We start from the raw sequence: 15,322 nt of genomic DNA, 5'->3' as shown, positions 1-15,322 counted from the left end.
ACCTGTCTGTTTGATATTCAGACAGGTTCTTACTCTCATCAGAATGGATAGTCGTGATAACCCATTTGGGCAGAAATTTTGCGCGCCGCGGTATGCAACATTGCGACATATTCCTGTAAACGCTCTTCAGAGAAACGCAACGTCGGGAAGGAGATGCTAAGACCGGCAATGACCACGCCAAAGCGATCAAATACCGGAACCGCAATGCAACGCAGTCCTTCTTCCTGCTCTTCGTTATCTTCGCCATACCCCTGCTCGCGCACCTGGTCCAGAACGGGTAATAACGCTTCTGTACTGATGATGGTCCGTTCGGTACTGCGTTTATACTCCACGCCCTCAAGAATTTGCTTCACTTCATCGCGATCGCGCCATGCCAGCAGTACCTTACCAATCGCGGTGCTGTACAGCGGATTACGACGCCCAATCCGTGAATACATGCGCAAATTGTACATAGAGTCAATTTTGTGAATGTAAACAATACTGTCTTCGTCCAGTGCGCCGAGGTGGATAGTTTCTTTGGTCAGGCGGGAGATCTCACGCATCTGGATATCTGCGCTACGAATTAAATCGACGTTTTGTAACGCGCGAGCGCCCAGTTCAAACAATTTCAGGGTCAGGGAATATTTCTCCGACTCCCCTTCCTGCGCCACATAACCCAGGGTTTTCATGGTCTGTAAAAAGCGATAAACGGTGCTTTTTGACATCATGACGCGCTGCGACAGCTCGGTTATCCCTATTTCGCGCTCTTCACCCAGCGCCTGCAAAATGCCAAAAACTTTTAGCACGGAAGATACAGAATCAGGCTGTTTATCCAGATCTGCGTTAGCCATTTATCACCTCATTGCGAGTGTTTTATAAAAATCAGAACTGTTTTTTATTATAATTTCGCACCTGGGTGGTCGCAATCCATCTTTTGCCGGTTAGTTACAATTCTGCGACATCCACCGTGAATATCAGTGCTAGAATCTTACCCCTGTTGATTATTCACCAAAGATATAAAATTCCTATGCCAAAAGTTCAGGCCGACGGCCTGCCGTTGCCCCAGCGATACGGTGCGATATTAACCATTGTGATTGGTATTTCGATGGCTGTCCTTGACGGCGCAATCGCCAACGTCGCCTTGCCAACAATCGCCACGGACCTTCATGCCACACCGGCCAGTTCCATCTGGGTAGTGAACGCCTATCAAATCGCCATTGTCATCTCCCTGCTCTCATTTTCGTTTCTGGGCGATATGTTTGGCTATCGACGTATTTATAAATGCGGTCTGGTCGTTTTTCTGTTGTCTTCACTGTTCTGCGCCCTTTCTGATTCGCTGCAAATGCTCACCCTTGCGCGTGTCATACAAGGTTTCGGCGGTGCAGCGTTGATGAGCGTTAATACCGCACTTATCCGCCTGATCTATCCACAACGTTTTCTGGGTCGAGGGATGGGCATAAACTCGTTTATTGTTGCCGTTTCTTCTGCTGCCGGGCCGACAATTGCTGCAGCAATCCTCTCCATCGCATCCTGGAAATGGTTATTTTTAATCAACGTACCGTTGGGTATTATCGCCCTGCTTCTGGCGATGCGTTTTCTGCCACCCAATGGTTCTCGCGCCAGTAAACCCCGTTTCGACCTGCCCAGCGCCGTGATGAACGCGTTAACCTTCGGCCTGCTTATCACTGCGTTGAGTGGTTTCGCTCAGGGGCAATCGCTGACATTGATTGGTGCGGAACTGGTGGTAATGGTTGTCGTTGGTATTTTCTTTATTCGCCGCCAGCTTTTTCTTCCCGTACCGCTGCTACCGGTGGATTTACTGCGTATCCCGCTGTTTTCACTTTCTATTTGCACATCTGTTTGCTCTTTCTGCGCACAAATGCTGGCAATGGTTTCCCTGCCCTTTTACCTGCAAACCGTGCTCGGGCGTAGTGAAGTCGAAACAGGTTTACTTCTGACACCGTGGCCGTTAGCAACGATGGTGATGGCTCCGCTGGCAGGCTATTTGATTGAACGCGTACATGCAGGATTGCTGGGTGCTTTAGGATTGTTCATCATGGCTGCGGGGCTTTTTTCCCTGGTTCTGCTGCCCGCGTCACCTGCGGATATCAATATTATCTGGCCGATGATCTTATGTGGCGCTGGATTTGGCTTGTTCCAGTCACCCAATAACCACACCATTATTACCTCCGCTCCTCGCGAACGTAGCGGTGGAGCCAGTGGCATGTTAGGAACGGCTCGTCTACTGGGTCAGAGTAGCGGCGCGGCGCTGGTGGCGCTGATGCTAAATCAGTTTGGTGATAATGGTACTCACGTCTCGCTGATGGCTGCGGCTATTCTGGCAGTGATTGCTGCCTGTATCAGTGGGTTACGTATCACTCAGCCAAGATCCAGGGCATAAAAAAAGCGCGTCGAGCAGGACGCGCTTTTTAGTATTTACTTCATATTACTTCAGGTATTCACCCGTACGCAGAGCTTCAATACGTTTATCCAGCGGCGGGTGAGTCATGAACAACTCACTGAGCGATTTCGACTTACCGTTAATACAGAAAGCCATCATGCTGGTTGCTTCTTGCGGTTCATAGCTGGTTTTCAGGCGCTGCAGCGCGGCAATCATTTTCTCGCGACCAACCAGTTTTGCCGAACCGGCATCAGCGTGGAATTCACGATGACGCGAGAACCACATGGTGATAATGCTCGCCAGAATACCAAACACCAGTTCCAGAACCGTTGCAACCGCAAAGTAGATCAGCGGGTTGCCGTTGCTCTCTTCACCTTCATCACGATTTCCGCCCATAAAACCCGCGGCAAGCTGCGCCAGAATACGGGAAATAAAGATAACGAAGGTGTTCACCACGCCCTGAATCAGCGTCATGGTGACCATATCACCATTGGCGATGTGGCTGATTTCGTGAGCAATTACCGCCTCGGCTTCATCCGGGCTCATGTTCTGCAGCAAACCGGTGCTGACAGCAACCAGAGAGGCATCACGGCGCGCACCGGTTGCAAAAGCGTTGATGTCCGGCGCATGGTAGATAGCCACTTGCGGCATAGCGATCCCCGCCTGACGAGCCTGGGTTGCTACAGTATTGACCAGCCAACGTTCCCTTTCGTTACGCGGTTGCTCGATCACTTCCCCGCCAACAGATCGTAATGCCATCCATTTGGACATCAGAAGCGAAACGAAGGAACCACCAAAACCGAACAGCAAGGCCATGATCATCAGCCCCTGAACGCTGCTCGACTGTATCCCTGTCAGGCTCAGTACCAGCCCGAAAACGACCATTACGGCCAGGTTCGTTAGCAGGAAGAGCGCGATTCGCATCATAATTTTCTTTTTACCTCAGTTTAACAAAACGCAATATGCGATACCCACATCGTATGGGTTACGCGACTATTTTCAAGTCTGGATAGTGCGTAAGTCACCAGAAAGACACAACTTTACATTTTGTAGCATCTGATTTACGGCATCTTGCCGCTGTTAAAAAATCAGGCACAATTTCTTGTGCCTGATTGATATTACTTGACGGGAGCGGGTTGTTCCGCGGGTCTGGCTTTTTCAAGCTTCGCCAGATCGAGTGCGATATTCACCGTCTCATCCAGATAAGGATCCGGCTCCTGGTAATCTTTCGGTAGATCATCCAGTTTCTTCAACTCCGGTTTACCTTCGCGCTTAAAGCGTTCGTTCAAACGCGCCAGACGCGTCGCATCATCTTCATTATTCTCTTTCTCACGCACCGCGTAATTCAGAGAAACGATATTGCGCTTGTCCTTCATAGCGTTGAAGCGCGCGATATCCTTCATGATGTTCTGGAACTCTGGATCTTTCGCGATACGCGCATTATGTTCCTTCAGCAGCTCCGGTCCAAAGGCCGTTAAATCGCCTGATTTCACATAGGTCGCGGCATCGATGCTATCCCACGGCAGCGCGTTATCTTCGAATTTCTCACCGGTTTCCGTTTCTTCATTACCCGTCGGCATGATGATGTCTGGCGTTACGCCTTTACGTTGCGTACTGCCGCCGTTAACGCGATAGAATTTCTGGATCGTGTACTGCACAGAACCCAGCGCTGGCCATTCAGGACGTAACATCTGATCGTAGATACGGTTCAATGAACGGTATTGCTGAACGGTGCCTTTACCAAACGTCGGTTCACCCACAACCAGCGCACGACCGTAATCCTGCATTGCCGCGGCAAAAATTTCTGAAGCCGAAGCACTGAAACGGTCAACCAGTACCACCAGCGGGCCTTTATAGAAGACCTGTCCGTCGGTATCGCTGTCTTCACGAACTTTACCGTTGTTATCACGGACCTGAACAATCGGGCCGGATGGAATAAACAGACCGGAGAGCGATACCGCTTCGGTCAGCGCCCCACCACCATTGCTACGCAGGTCGATGATGACGCTGCTGACATTCTGTTTTTCCAGTTTCTGCAGTTGCACTTTGACATCGTCTGTCAACCCCACATAGAAGCCCGGAATATCCAGCACGCCGACTTTCTCTTTACCGACGGTCTTCACCGACATTTTAACCGCACGGTCTTCGAGGCGAATACGTTCACGGGTCAACGTTACAGTACGGGTCTTGGTCCCTTTACCAGCAGGTAAAATTTCCAGACGAACTTTACTGCCCTTCGGCCCTTTAATTAAGGCAACCACATCATCAAGACGCCAGCCAATCACGTCAACCATCGGCTTGCCTGTTTGACCAACACCGACAATTTTGTCACCAACGCTGATAGCTTTACTCTTCGCTGCCGGACCACCTGCCACCATCGAATTGATAACGGTGTAGTCATCATCCATTTGCAGAACTGCGCCAATACCTTCCAGCGACAAACTCATTTCAGTGTTGAACTGTTCGGTATTACGCGGGGAAAGATAGTTGGTATGCGGGTCGATTTCACGCGCAAACGCCGTCATTGCCAGCGAGAAAACATCTTCGCTGTTGGTTTGCGCCAGACGACGAATGGCAAATTTGTAGCGGCGAGTCAGGGTTTCACGAATTTCTTTATCCGTTTTTCCTGCCAGCTTCAGGCTTAACTCGTCGAATTTGACTTTACTGTCCCACAGCGCGTTCAACTCAGCCTCGTTTTTCGGCCATGGCGCTTTGCTGCGGTCAAGGTTATAAGTGTCGTTGCCGGTAAAATCCATCGGCTTTTCCAGTACCGACAAAGCGTACTGGTAACGCTCAAAACGGCGCTTTTGCGCCAGATTGTAGAGATCGTAGAAAACGTCGAGTTTTCCTGAACGCAGTTCATCACCTAACTCGGTTTTCTTTTTCGCGAACTGTTCAACATCGCTTGCCAGCAGCACGTTGTGGCTGTAATCGAGCAGATTCAGGTAGCGGTCAAAGATTTTGGCCGAAAATGCCTGATCGAGGTCGAACTGGCGATAATGAGAACGGGTGAAGCGCGACGTTACGCGCTCACTTACCGTCGCATGCTGCGTCTCTTCCTTTAATACCGGAATTTGATCAGCACGCGTGATATCTTCTACAGCGAAGGTCTGGCCTGCTATTGCAAGCAGGCCAGCTAACGCGGTAAGCCTAAAAAACATGTTCATGCCTGGCCCGGCCTCCGTTTCAGAACACCAGGTGTTCTGCGCGCACAATCAAAGACATACCCGAATTCAGCTGGACGCGGACGCCGTCTTTGGTGATTTCTAATACGGTGGCATCCATCGCGTTTTGACCCGCTTTCACCTTCAGGGCTTGTCCGACAGTCAGAGCTGAAATGTCAGAAACCGGGGTGTGCTGTTCTTCGCGAGGTGCTTTTACTGTTTTTGGCGCTTTCTCTACCGGCTTTTGCGCACGAGGTTTACGTTCAGCGCCTTCTTTGCGGCGTGGCGTGGTCGGACGTGGCTTGCGTTCGCGGCGCGGTGCGTCTTCTTTCTCACCAGCAGCTGCGGCAGCTTCGCGTTTTTTCGCTTGCTGTTCAGCACGCTGTGCCTGAACACGCGCTTTCGCTTCTTCAAGCTGCTTGCGAGCATGCTCTACATGTTGCTCGTCCAGCTCACCGCATGGGTTGCCGTCAAGATCGACACGCGTTGCGCCGGGTTTAACACCGTAAAGGTAACGCCAGCTCGAAGTGTAGAGACGTAAAGCGGATCGCAATTGCGTTTTGCTCAGGTTCATTTCCCCGGCAACACGATCGACCAAATCCTGAAAAATACCGATTTTCAGCGGACGCGCTTCACCTTCCGCACTGAAACAGTGGGGAAAACGTTCGGCCAGAAACGCGATTACTTCTTTACTGCTATTCAACTTAGGTTGATTTTCCATGAAATTTCCTGATTACAACGGACGTAGCCAACAAGCGCAGGCATGAACAGGCGTCATTATAATGACGCTATCAGTAAATGCTACGTTATCCGTTGATTATCCTGCGACGCTCGCAAAGAATTTTTTGTAATCCGTCGTTGCAAGCACCTTTTCAAGCTGTGCCACAAGCTGACGTAAGCCTTGCTCGTCCTCGTCTGTAAAGCGACCGAAGACGGTACTATCGATGTCGAGAACACCAATAATCTGATTTTTCACCACCAGCGGCAGAACAATTTCAGAATTACTCGTCGCATCACAGGCAATATGCCCGTCAAACGCATGAACATCCTCGATACGCTGCACTTGATTGCGGGCAACCGCAGTACCGCACACGCCGCGCCCGACGGGTATCCGGACACAGGCAATTTTGCCCTGAAATGGTCCGAGCACCAGTGTATCGTCCTCAAGCAAATAAAAACCTGCCCAGTTTACGTCACTGAGACGCTCATATAACAACGCACTGGTGTTAGCAAGCGTTGCCAGAAAACTGGTTTCTCCTGCCATCAGCGCGTTAAAGTCGCGATTTAAATCCGCGTAAAATTCTGTTTTGTTCATTATATAATCACTTGGTTGTCTTACCTGGAACTGCCAGCCTATTAAAATAAGCATTAAATGCGTTAATGCTCAAGATCATTCCCATCATGGGTTAAGATTAATGTTAATTCTTATTACATTTGGCACGTCATGGCTCTTAACACACCACAAATTACGCCGACAAAAAAGATAACAGTGAGGGCAATGGGCGAGGAACTGCCGCGTGGTGATTACCAACGTTGCCCGCAATGTGACATGCTGTTTAGCCTGCCTGAGATAAATTCTCATCAAAGTGCCTATTGTCCGCGCTGCCAGGCAAAAATTCGTGACGGGCGCGACTGGTCGCTAACGCGCCTGGCGGCAATGGCCTTCACCATGCTGTTGCTGATGCCGTTTGCCTGGGGCGAACCGCTGTTGCATATCTGGCTGTTAGGCATTCGTATTGACGCCAACGTCATGCAAGGCATCTGGCAAATGACCAAACAGGGCGATGCGATAACGGGATCAATGGTCTTTTTTTGCGTTATTGGTGCCCCCCTCATTCTGGTGACCTCCATAGCTTATTTATGGTTTGGTAACCGACTGGGAATGAATCTACGTCCGGTACTGCTGATGCTTGAGCGACTGAAAGAGTGGGTAATGCTCGATATCTACCTGGTCGGCATTGGCGTTGCTTCTATAAAGGTGCAGGATTATGCCCATATCCAGGCGGGTGTCGGCTTGTTCTCTTTTGTGGCGTTGGTGATTTTAACGACGGTGACGTTGTCACATCTCAATGTCGAAGAACTGTGGGAGCGATTTTATCCGCAGCGCCCCGCTACGCGTAGGGACGAGAAACTCCGTGTCTGTCTTGGGTGCCATTTTACCGGCTATCCTGATCAGCGTGGTCGCTGCCCGCGTTGCCATATCCCGCTACGCCTGCGTCGCCGTCATAGTCTGCAAAAATGCTGGGCGGCGCTGTTAGCGTCAATCGTTTTGTTGTTACCTGCCAACCTGTTGCCTATTTCTATCATTTATCTGAACGGAGGACGGCAGGAAGATACAATTCTTTCCGGAATTATGTCGCTGGCAAGTAGCAACATTGCCGTTGCGGGAATCGTGTTTATCGCCAGTATTCTGGTACCGTTTACTAAAGTGATCGTCATGTTCACTTTACTGTTGAGTATTCATTTTAAATGCCAGCAAGGTTTACGCACACGCATTCTGTTACTGCGGATGGTGACCTGGATTGGTCGCTGGTCGATGCTCGACCTGTTTGTCATATCTTTAACCATGTCGCTGATTAATCGCGATCAGATCCTCGCTTTTACTATGGGACCGGCTGCGTTTTATTTCGGCGCAGCGGTAATTTTGACTATTCTTGCTGTGGAATGGCTGGACAGCCGCTTACTTTGGGATGCACATGAGTCAGGAAACGCCCGCTTCGACGACTGAAGCGCAGATTAAAAATAAACGCCGTATCTCACCTTTCTGGCTGCTGCCGTTCATCGCGCTAATGATTGCTGGTTGGCTGATTTGGGACAGTTATCAGGACCGGGGTAATACCGTCACCATCGACTTTATGTCGGCGGATGGTATTGTCCCGGGCCGCACCCCTGTTCGTTATCAGGGCGTTGAAGTCGGAACTGTGCAGGATATCAGCCTGAGCGACGATCTTCGTAAGATTGAAGTCAAGGTCAGCATCAAGTCTGATATGAAAGATGCGCTGCGCGAAGAGACACAGTTCTGGCTGGTGACGCCAAAGGCCTCGCTGGCAGGTGTCTCCGGGCTGGATGCCCTCGTCGGTGGTAACTATATCGGCATGATGCCAGGTAAAGGTAAAGAGCAGGATCACTTTGTCGCACTCGATACCCAACCGAAGTATCGGCTGGATAATGGCGATCTGATGATCCACCTGCAAGCCCCCGATCTCGGTTCGCTGAACAGTGGTTCATTGGTCTATTTCCGCAAGATCCCGGTGGGTAAAGTCTACGACTATGCCATCAATCCCAATAAGCAAGGCGTGGTGATTGATGTCCTGATCGAGCGGCGTTTTACCGATCTGGTGAAAAAAGGTAGCCGTTTCTGGAACGTTTCCGGCGTTGATGCCAACGTCAGTATCAGTGGCGCGAAGGTGAAACTGGAAAGTCTGGCGGCACTGGTTAACGGTGCGATTGCCTTCGATTCACCTGAAGAGTCGAAACCTGCCGAGGCGGAAGATACCTTTGGTCTGTATGAAGATCTCGCCCACAGCCAGCGTGGCGTAATAATAAAACTGGAACTGCCGAGTGGGGCCGGATTAACCGCCGACTCGACGCCGTTAATGTATCAGGGGCTGGAAGTCGGACAGCTGACTAAACTGGATTTAAATCCTGGTGGTAAAGTCACTGGGGAAATGACCGTTGATCCCAGCGTCGTCACCCTGCTTCGTGAAAATACCCGCATCGAATTACGTAATCCGAAATTATCCCTTAGCGATGCCAATCTCAGCGCCCTGCTGACCGGAAAAACCTTTGAGTTGGTGCCCGGCGATGGCGAGCCACGCAAAGAGTTCGTTGTTGTGCCAGGTGAAAAAGCCCTGCTACAAGAGCCGGATGTTCTGACACTGACCCTGACAGCACCAGAAAGTTACGGCATTGATGCTGGTCAGCCGCTCATTCTTCACGGCGTGCAGGTAGGCCAGGTTATTGATCGTAAACTCACCAGCAAAGGCGTCACCTTTACCGTCGCCATCGAGCCTCAGCATCGCGAACTGGTAAAAGGCGATAGCAAATTTGTCGTCAACAGCCGTGTCGACGTGAAGGTGGGGCTGGATGGCGTTGAGTTTCTTGGTGCCAGCGCCTCAGAATGGATTAACGGCGGGATACGTATTCTGCCAGGCGATAAAGGCGAGATGAAAGCCAGCTATCCACTGTATGCCAATCTGGAAAAAGCGCTGGAGAACAGCCTTAGCGATTTACCCACCACAACCGTGAGTTTGAGTGCAGAGACGCTGCCGGATGTGCAGGCAGGATCGGTAGTGCTGTACCGTAAATTTGAAGTTGGTGAAGTTATTACCGTGCGTCCGCGAGCTAACGCGTTTGATATCGATCTGCATATTAAGCCGGAGTATCGCAACCTTCTGACCAGCAACAGCGTGTTCTGGGCAGAAGGTGGGGCGAAAGTTCAGCTGAATGGTAGTGGTCTGACTGTACAGGCATCCCCGCTCTCCAGAGCATTAAAGGGGGCTATTAGCTTCGATAACCTCAGCGGTGCCAGCGCCAGTCAGCGTAAAGGCGACAAGCGTATTCTGTATGCTTCCGAAACAGCGGCCCGTGCGGTTGGCGGGCAGATTACGCTTCACGCTTTCGATGCCGGAAAACTGGCGGTCGGGATGCCAATTCGCTATCTCGGTATTGATATCGGGCAAATCCAGACGCTGGATCTGATTACCGCGCGCAATGAAGTACAGGCAAAGGCGGTGCTCTATCCGGAATATGTTCAGACCTTTGCTCGCGGTGGTACACGCTTCTCAGTGGTCACACCGCAAATTTCGGCAGCTGGCGTTGAGCATCTTGATACTATCCTCCAGCCGTATATCAACGTCGAACCAGGCCGGGGCAATCCTCGCCGCGACTTTGAATTACAAGAGGCCACCATAACTGATTCGCGTTACCTGGATGGCTTAAGCATTATTGTTGAAGCGCCGGAAGCCGGTTCGTTAGGCATCGGTACGCCTGTGCTGTTCCGTGGTCTGGAAGTCGGTACGGTTACCGGAATGACGCTGGGGACATTGTCAGATCGCGTGATGATTGCGATGCGCATCAGTAAACGCTATCAACACCTGGTGCGTAACAATTCCGTCTTCTGGTTGGCATCGGGTTACAGTCTGGACTTTGGTCTGACGGGCGGCGTAGTGAAAACCGGCACCTTTAACCAGTTTATCCGTGGCGGCATCGCCTTCGCCACGCCTCCAGGTACGCCACTGGCACCGAAAGCCCAGGAAGGCAAGCACTTCCTGTTGCAGGAAAGTGAACCGAAAGAGTGGCGTGAATGGGGTACTGCGCTTCCCAAATAATGCCCACTGCTCCGGCGTGCCTGCGCCGGAGCGTTTATGCTAAACTGCGCGCCTGTTTTTTTGCCAGTGGTATATGCTCGTGGCCCAACACACCGTTTATTTCCCGGACGCCTTTCTGACGCAAATGCGCGAAGCGATGCCTTCGACGCTCTCTTTTGATGATTTTCTTGCCGCCTGTCAGCGCCCGTTGCGCCGCAGCATTCGCGTTAATACGCTGAAAATCTCCGTTGCTGATTTCCTGCAATTAACCGCCTCTTATGGCTGGACGCTTACGCCAATTCCGTGGTGTGAAGAAGGTTTCTGGATTGAACGCGACGATGAAGATGCATTGCCATTGGGTAGTACCGCCGAGCATTTAAGCGGCCTGTTTTATATTCAGGAAGCCAGTTCAATGTTGCCCGTTGCCGCCTTGTTTGCTGACGGTAATGCACCACAGCGGGTGATGGATGTCGCTGCTGCGCCAGGCTCCAAAACGACGCAAATTGCCGCGCGGATGAATAACGAAGGGGCTATCCTTGCCAATGAGTTTTCCGCCAGTCGGGTAAAAGTGTTACATGCCAATATCAGCCGCTGTGGCATCCGTAATGTTGCGCTCACGCATTTTGATGGCCGTGTATTTGGTGCGGCAGTGCCAGAAATGTTCGATGCCATTTTGCTGGACGCTCCCTGCTCCGGCGAAGGCGTGGTGCGTAAAGATCCCGATGCGCTAAAAAACTGGTCACCAGAAAGCAATCAGGAAATCGCAGCTACCCAACGGGAACTGATCGACAGCGCCTTTCATGCATTACGCCCTGGCGGTACGCTGGTTTACTCGACCTGTACCTTAAACCAGGAAGAAAATGAAGCCGTCTGCCGGTGGCTTAAAGAGACTTACCCCGATGCAGTAGAGTTTTTACCGCTTGGCGATCTCTTCCCTGGTGCAAATAAGGCGCTGACCGAAGAAGGCTTTTTGCATGTTTTCCCACAAATTTACGACTGCGAAGGCTTCTTCGTTGCTCGTCTGCGTAAAACTCAGGCGATCCCCGTCTTACCCGCCCCAAAATACAAAGTGGGCAATTTCCCGTTTAGCCCGGTGAAAGATCGCGAAGCTGGACAAATTCGTCAGGCGGCTGCAGGTGTTGGCTTAAACTGGGATGAAAACCTGCGCCTCTGGCAGCGTGACAAAGAACTGTGGTTGTTCCCGGTGGGCATTGAAGCCCTGATCGGTAAAGTCCGATTTTCTCGCCTGGGGATTAAACTTGCCGAAACGCATAACAAAGGTTATCGCTGGCAGCATGAAGCGGTTATTGCCCTTGCCTCACCCGACAATGTGAACGCTTTTGAACTAACGGCGCAGGAAGCGGAGGAGTGGTATCGCGGGCGCGATGTTTACCCGCAAGCCGCGCCAGTAGCGGATGATGTATTGGTTACTTTCCAGCATCAGCCGATTGGTTTAGCCAAACGAATTGGTTCGCGACTGAAAAACAGCTACCCGCGTGAACTGGTGCGCGATGGGAAACTTTTTACCGGTAACGCCTGACAGCGCACAAAAAAAGCGCACTTTTTGACTGGCACATTCGGCTGCCTCAACTAGGCTGAAAAATGGTGCGATCGGACTGGTCGTACCACAATCGGCAGCTAAATGGAGAGCACGAAGATGAAAACCAGTGTGCGCATAGGCGCTTTTGAAATCGACGACGGCGAATTACACGGCGAATCGCCGGGTGATCGAACGTTAACCATTCCTTGTAAATCTGACCCCGATTTATGTATGCAACTGGATGCCTGGGATGCTGAAACCAGTATCCCTGCCCTGCTAAATGGCGAACACTCTGTCCTTTACCGTACCCGTTACGATCAACAATCTGATGCCTGGATTATGCGTCTTGCCTAATCCAAAAAGAACCCGTCGGCATGGCGGGTTATTTGTCCTGGTTATTCCCCCGTTGTAAAATCTCTCCTAAACTTAACGGTACGGCACCACACTTCGGGGATGAAATGTTCGCGCTGGTACTTTTTGTTTGCTACCTGGATGGCGGTTGTGAAGATATTGTTGTGGATGTCTACAACACGGAACAGCAGTGTCTTTATTCTATGAGCGATCAACGGATCCGCCATGGCGGTTGTTTTCCGATTGAGGATTTTATAGATGGTTTCTGGCGACCTGCACAGGAGTACGGTGATTTTTAATTATTGCAATTGCACAACAGTCAGTTCGCCCCCAAAGACAACACCTGTATCAATATAATGCAGGTTGCCAATATCCACGCGATGGCGCAACGGTGTATGACCAAACCAGAAATGATCAGCACCTGTAATTCCCTGCACTTTTTGGCGTTCACTTAATCGCGAGCGGCTCCACAAGACCTGATGCAAATCGACGTCCTTTTGCCATTCATAAACATCATCTGGATAATCGGCATGAGCAATAATATGCTTGCCGGTGCGACTGTGTACTTCAAGAATAAAGGGCAAATGCTGACATTTTTCCAGCGCCGTTTTCGCTTGTTTCTGTTGATTATCTGCCAGCGCAATAAACCAGTCGCCGCCATTCATCAACCATAAAGACATCTGCTGGGATGCCAGCGCATCCATCGCCATCTGTTCATGATTGCCTCTTACCGCACGAACCCAATGTTGTTCCAGTAACTGCAGGCAACGTAAACTTTGCGGCCCACGATCGATAACGTCTCCCACTGAGATAAGTAAATCTCGCCACGGATCAAAACCACAATGCCATAATTTGCGGCGCAACTGCTCAAGACAACCGTGTATATCGCCTGAAAGCCAGATATGTCGCCATTGATGACCCGCAATTCTCTGATAAACGGGCGCAGGCTGTTTCATCAATATTTTCCTCCCGCGCTAAAGATCACATAATCTTAACAAGAATGTTAAAAAACGCTGGACTCAGACAGTAGAGTGTGTGTTATGGTTGACTATAAAGTCAGCGAAGGGAATGCTTCTGGCTTTTAACAGATAAAAAGAGACCGAACACGATTCCTGTATTCGGTCCAGGGAAATGGCTCTTGGGAGAGAGCCGTGCGCTAAAAGTTGGCATTAATGCAGGCTTAGTTGCCTTGCCCTTTAAGAATAGATGACGACGCCAGGTTTTCCAGTTTGCGTGCAAAATGGTCAATAAAAAGCGCGGTGGCCATCAGCTTAAATGTTAAAAACCGCCCGTTCTGGTGAAAGAACTGAGGCGGTTTTTTTATTGGAAATCAAAAGGCTATTTTAGGTAATTAACAGAGTTTTTCAGCTCGTTCTATAAACGGTGCCAGACTCATTTTTTCGCCGGGATTGTTAGGATCATCAATCTGAATCACCGAAATGGGTTGGGCTTTAGTCTTCCCACTGGCAACTTCCTTTTGTGCGATATCGTTTAAAGGATACTGCACGAGGGTACTTGGGTTGATGACATACAAAGCATTACCCGGTCGGCAAGTCAGCATCACCTCTTCGCGATTAAACGCCCATTTGTCTTTACCCACTTCAAAACGGCTAACGGTAATCACCTGCGGTGCAGCCAGCGCCGCTGCAGAACTGGTGAGTAACAGAAACGCCAGAATACTTTTTTTCATCATTTTCGTAATCCATCAAAAAGGTTCGAGAGTCGCAAGCAGGCTGATGATCACCAGCACTACCGCACCTATCGCCCATTCGAGTTTAGTCATCCACACAAACCAGGGTGCCGCACGATCTTCATCCTGCCTCATGCGCGGTACAAGAACATAACGATTAGCCAGCGCGATGACCACCATAATCATCACCAGGATGGCTTTGAGCAATAAGAGTTGGCCCCAGTAAGTCGTAAGCGTGGGGGGAAATCCGGTAATCAACAATGCATTAAGCACGCCGCTTGCCAGTACGCCGATCACCGCAAAATGCCCGCACCAGGAAAAACGCATCAGCGCCTGAATAGCCTGGTGTCGCCAACGACCTTTGATGAGTTGCATACACCAGAGCACCGGCAGTAATCCCCCAAACCACGCCGCCGCACAGATCAGGTGAATCGCGTGATTAGTCTGATGGATTTTCGCCGTTACCCCTTCATTCAGCGTCGCATGCCCGACTCCCGCCAGCAGAATAAATTGCGCGGTAGTGAGCATAAACATCAAACGTGGCATATTCCGCGGTTGCATAAGGGCGACGATCAGCGTTACGAGGGCGAGAACAATTTGCCATAACCAGACGCCACCAAACTGCGTTTGCAAAACAGCCTGCCAAATGTTTGGCGAAAATACATCTGTCCATCCCGTTCCCATCAACCCGCCCTGAACGGCGAGCATTGCAGTGGCACTGATCAAACTCCAGACGGCAGCGTGCTGTTGTAAACGCAGAAAACGCTTCGTCAGCAAGCGACGAATCGTTAAGGGGGCCAGCCAGGCACCGTACATTGCGAAGCCAAAGACCAGCATCAGCGAGGTGAAATGGATAAATCGCAGCGCGATCCAGGTAAACGCCAGCAT

Annotated in this window: 14 protein-coding genes; 6 read left to right on the top strand and 8 right to left on the bottom strand. The window is 50.7% G+C overall.

Annotation, left to right across the window (positions count from 1 at the left end; translation table 11 throughout):
• Window positions 1-38: 38 nt before the first annotated feature.
• Window positions 39-830: a DNA-binding transcriptional regulator KdgR gene (gene kdgR, locus ACJHYD_RS04325; RefSeq protein ID WP_001262179.1), complete on the bottom strand. Its 792-nt coding sequence runs from the start codon at window positions 828-830 to the stop codon at window positions 39-41.
• Between the two features lie 176 nt (window positions 831-1,006).
• Between kdgR and ACJHYD_RS04320 the strand changes: the two genes are divergently transcribed.
• Complete coding sequence (locus ACJHYD_RS04320; RefSeq protein ID WP_001551227.1) at window positions 1,007-2,380, top strand: MFS transporter; 1,374 nt, start codon at window positions 1,007-1,009, stop codon at window positions 2,378-2,380.
• A gap of 45 nt (window positions 2,381-2,425) precedes the next feature.
• Here ACJHYD_RS04320 and htpX read toward each other — a convergent pair whose 3' ends face one another.
• From htpX to msrC, 4 genes are all read right to left on the bottom strand, one after another.
• Entirely contained in the window at window positions 2,426-3,307 is an 882-nt protein-coding gene (htpX, locus tag ACJHYD_RS04315) for a protease HtpX (RefSeq protein WP_000984517.1), read from the bottom strand.
• Between the two features lie 191 nt (window positions 3,308-3,498).
• Entirely contained in the window at window positions 3,499-5,547 is a 2,049-nt protein-coding gene (prc, locus tag ACJHYD_RS04310) for a carboxy terminal-processing peptidase (protein ID WP_001055785.1), read from the bottom strand.
• 19 nt (window positions 5,548-5,566) lie between these two features.
• Window positions 5,567-6,265, bottom strand: coding sequence for an RNA chaperone ProQ (gene proQ / locus ACJHYD_RS04305; RefSeq protein ID WP_000431370.1), 699 nt, complete (start codon window positions 6,263-6,265; stop codon window positions 5,567-5,569).
• A 96-nt stretch (window positions 6,266-6,361) separates the two neighbouring features.
• Window positions 6,362-6,859, bottom strand: a complete 498-nt coding sequence (gene msrC / locus ACJHYD_RS04300; protein ID WP_001043876.1) for an L-methionine (R)-S-oxide reductase — start codon at window positions 6,857-6,859, stop codon at window positions 6,362-6,364.
• A 129-nt stretch (window positions 6,860-6,988) separates the two neighbouring features.
• Here msrC and yebS point away from each other — a divergent pair, with 129 nt between their 5' ends.
• The 5 genes from yebS (at window position 6,989) to ACJHYD_RS04275 (ending at window position 13,043) form a co-directional block, all read left to right on the top strand.
• Entirely contained in the window at window positions 6,989-8,272 is a 1,284-nt protein-coding gene (yebS, locus tag ACJHYD_RS04295) for a membrane integrity lipid transport subunit YebS (RefSeq protein WP_001316436.1), read from the top strand.
• Window positions 8,241-10,874 (top strand): lipid-binding membrane homeostasis protein YebT, encoded by a 2,634-nt coding sequence (yebT, locus tag ACJHYD_RS04290; protein WP_001306757.1) that lies wholly within the window; start codon window positions 8,241-8,243, stop codon window positions 10,872-10,874. Before yebS ends, yebT begins: the two co-directional genes overlap by 32 nt.
• Before the next feature lie 79 nt (window positions 10,875-10,953).
• Window positions 10,954-12,393: a 16S rRNA (cytosine(1407)-C(5))-methyltransferase RsmF gene (rsmF, locus tag ACJHYD_RS04285; protein ID WP_024186439.1), complete on the top strand. Its 1,440-nt coding sequence runs from the start codon at window positions 10,954-10,956 to the stop codon at window positions 12,391-12,393.
• A 117-nt stretch (window positions 12,394-12,510) separates the two neighbouring features.
• Window positions 12,511-12,747, top strand: coding sequence for a YebV family protein (locus ACJHYD_RS04280; RefSeq protein WP_001295499.1), 237 nt, complete (start codon window positions 12,511-12,513; stop codon window positions 12,745-12,747).
• Between the two features lie 104 nt (window positions 12,748-12,851).
• Window positions 12,852-13,043, top strand: a complete 192-nt coding sequence (locus ACJHYD_RS04275) for a YebW family protein (protein WP_001296140.1) — start codon at window positions 12,852-12,854, stop codon at window positions 13,041-13,043.
• Here the strand turns inward: ACJHYD_RS04275 and pphA are convergent, their stop codons facing one another.
• The 3 genes from pphA to copD all read right to left on the bottom strand — a co-directional run bounded on the left by pphA (window position 13,044) and on the right by copD (window position 15,322).
• Window positions 13,044-13,700 carry a protein-serine/threonine phosphatase gene (gene pphA, locus ACJHYD_RS04270; protein WP_001551231.1) on the bottom strand — a complete coding sequence of 219 codons (657 nt, stop codon included), beginning with the start codon at window positions 13,698-13,700 and terminating at the stop codon, window positions 13,044-13,046.
• Window positions 13,701-14,095: 395 nt separating this feature from the next.
• Window positions 14,096-14,437, bottom strand: coding sequence for a YebY family protein (locus tag ACJHYD_RS04265; RefSeq protein ID WP_000976472.1), 342 nt, complete (start codon window positions 14,435-14,437; stop codon window positions 14,096-14,098).
• Between the two features lie 12 nt (window positions 14,438-14,449).
• Window positions 14,450-15,322 carry a copper homeostasis membrane protein CopD gene (copD, locus tag ACJHYD_RS04260; protein WP_001551232.1) on the bottom strand — a complete coding sequence of 291 codons (873 nt, stop codon included), beginning with the start codon at window positions 15,320-15,322 and terminating at the stop codon, window positions 14,450-14,452.

Origin of the sequence: Escherichia sp. WS1368 (assembly GCF_046487485.1) — a bacterium.
GTDB lineage: Bacteria > Pseudomonadota > Gammaproteobacteria > Enterobacterales > Enterobacteriaceae > Escherichia > Escherichia coli.
The sequence above is the reverse complement of the archived record's forward strand: the minus strand, read 5'-3'. Positions and strand labels throughout refer to the sequence as shown.

Excerpts from the sequence above, each read along its gene's own strand:
- proQ (WP_000431370.1), bottom strand. The coding sequence starts at position 6,265 with ATGGAAAATCAACCTAAGTTGAATAGCAGTAAAGAAGTAATCGCGTTT.
- copD (WP_001551232.1), bottom strand. The coding sequence starts at position 15,322 with ATGCTGGCGTTTACCTGGATCGCGCTGCGATTTATCCATTTCACCTCG.
- ACJHYD_RS04280 (WP_001295499.1), top strand. The coding sequence starts at position 12,511 with ATGAAAACCAGTGTGCGCATAGGCGCTTTTGAAATCGACGACGGCGAA.
- ACJHYD_RS04265 (WP_000976472.1), bottom strand. The coding sequence starts at position 14,437 with ATGATGAAAAAAAGTATTCTGGCGTTTCTGTTACTCACCAGTTCTGCA.
- yebT (WP_001306757.1), top strand. The coding sequence starts at position 8,241 with ATGAGTCAGGAAACGCCCGCTTCGACGACTGAAGCGCAGATTAAAAAT.
- ACJHYD_RS04275 (WP_001296140.1), top strand. The coding sequence starts at position 12,852 with ATGTTCGCGCTGGTACTTTTTGTTTGCTACCTGGATGGCGGTTGTGAA.
- htpX (WP_000984517.1), bottom strand. The coding sequence starts at position 3,307 with ATGATGCGAATCGCGCTCTTCCTGCTAACGAACCTGGCCGTAATGGTC.
- kdgR (WP_001262179.1), bottom strand. The coding sequence starts at position 830 with ATGGCTAACGCAGATCTGGATAAACAGCCTGATTCTGTATCTTCCGTG.
- yebS (WP_001316436.1), top strand. The coding sequence starts at position 6,989 with ATGGCTCTTAACACACCACAAATTACGCCGACAAAAAAGATAACAGTG.
- ACJHYD_RS04320 (WP_001551227.1), top strand. The coding sequence starts at position 1,007 with ATGCCAAAAGTTCAGGCCGACGGCCTGCCGTTGCCCCAGCGATACGGT.
- prc (WP_001055785.1), bottom strand. The coding sequence starts at position 5,547 with ATGAACATGTTTTTTAGGCTTACCGCGTTAGCTGGCCTGCTTGCAATA.
- msrC (WP_001043876.1), bottom strand. The coding sequence starts at position 6,859 with ATGAACAAAACAGAATTTTACGCGGATTTAAATCGCGACTTTAACGCG.
- pphA (WP_001551231.1), bottom strand. The coding sequence starts at position 13,700 with ATGAAACAGCCTGCGCCCGTTTATCAGAGAATTGCGGGTCATCAATGG.